This is a genomic window from Klebsiella sp. HN106 (assembly GCF_051209435.1).
Taxonomy (GTDB): Bacteria; Pseudomonadota; Gammaproteobacteria; order Enterobacterales; family Enterobacteriaceae; genus Klebsiella; species Klebsiella oxytoca.
Window position 1 is genome coordinate 1 of sequence record NZ_JBLURD010000289.1, and the last position, 279, is coordinate 279.

Genomic DNA, 279 nt, shown 5'->3' on the forward strand with positions numbered 1-279 from the left:
TGATCGAGTTTCAGTATGTCTTTGAGTGCGCCACCGGTAGCCACAAATCGGCGCTTATGTGTCTGCTTAGTCAATTCGAGGAACCATTCAGGATCAGCAACCATGTCAGCCGGCTTCGTGGAATATTTCAGGGTTTCAGCCACTGCGCCCCGTACAAGTTCCGCAGTTGCAGAAGCCAATGATTCTCCGTCCTTAGGCTTGCGGGGTTTTACTGCTCGAACATCAACATTCGGATCGTAATTCACACGCAAACACTCTCGCCAAAGCTCTACCCAGCGG

1 protein-coding gene is annotated in these 279 nt (G+C 51.3%); it reads right to left on the reverse strand.

The window, feature by feature from the left end:
- On the reverse strand, window positions 1-279 hold a 279-nt coding region (locus ACSIPU_RS31255), incomplete at both ends, for a protein rep (protein ID WP_435322585.1).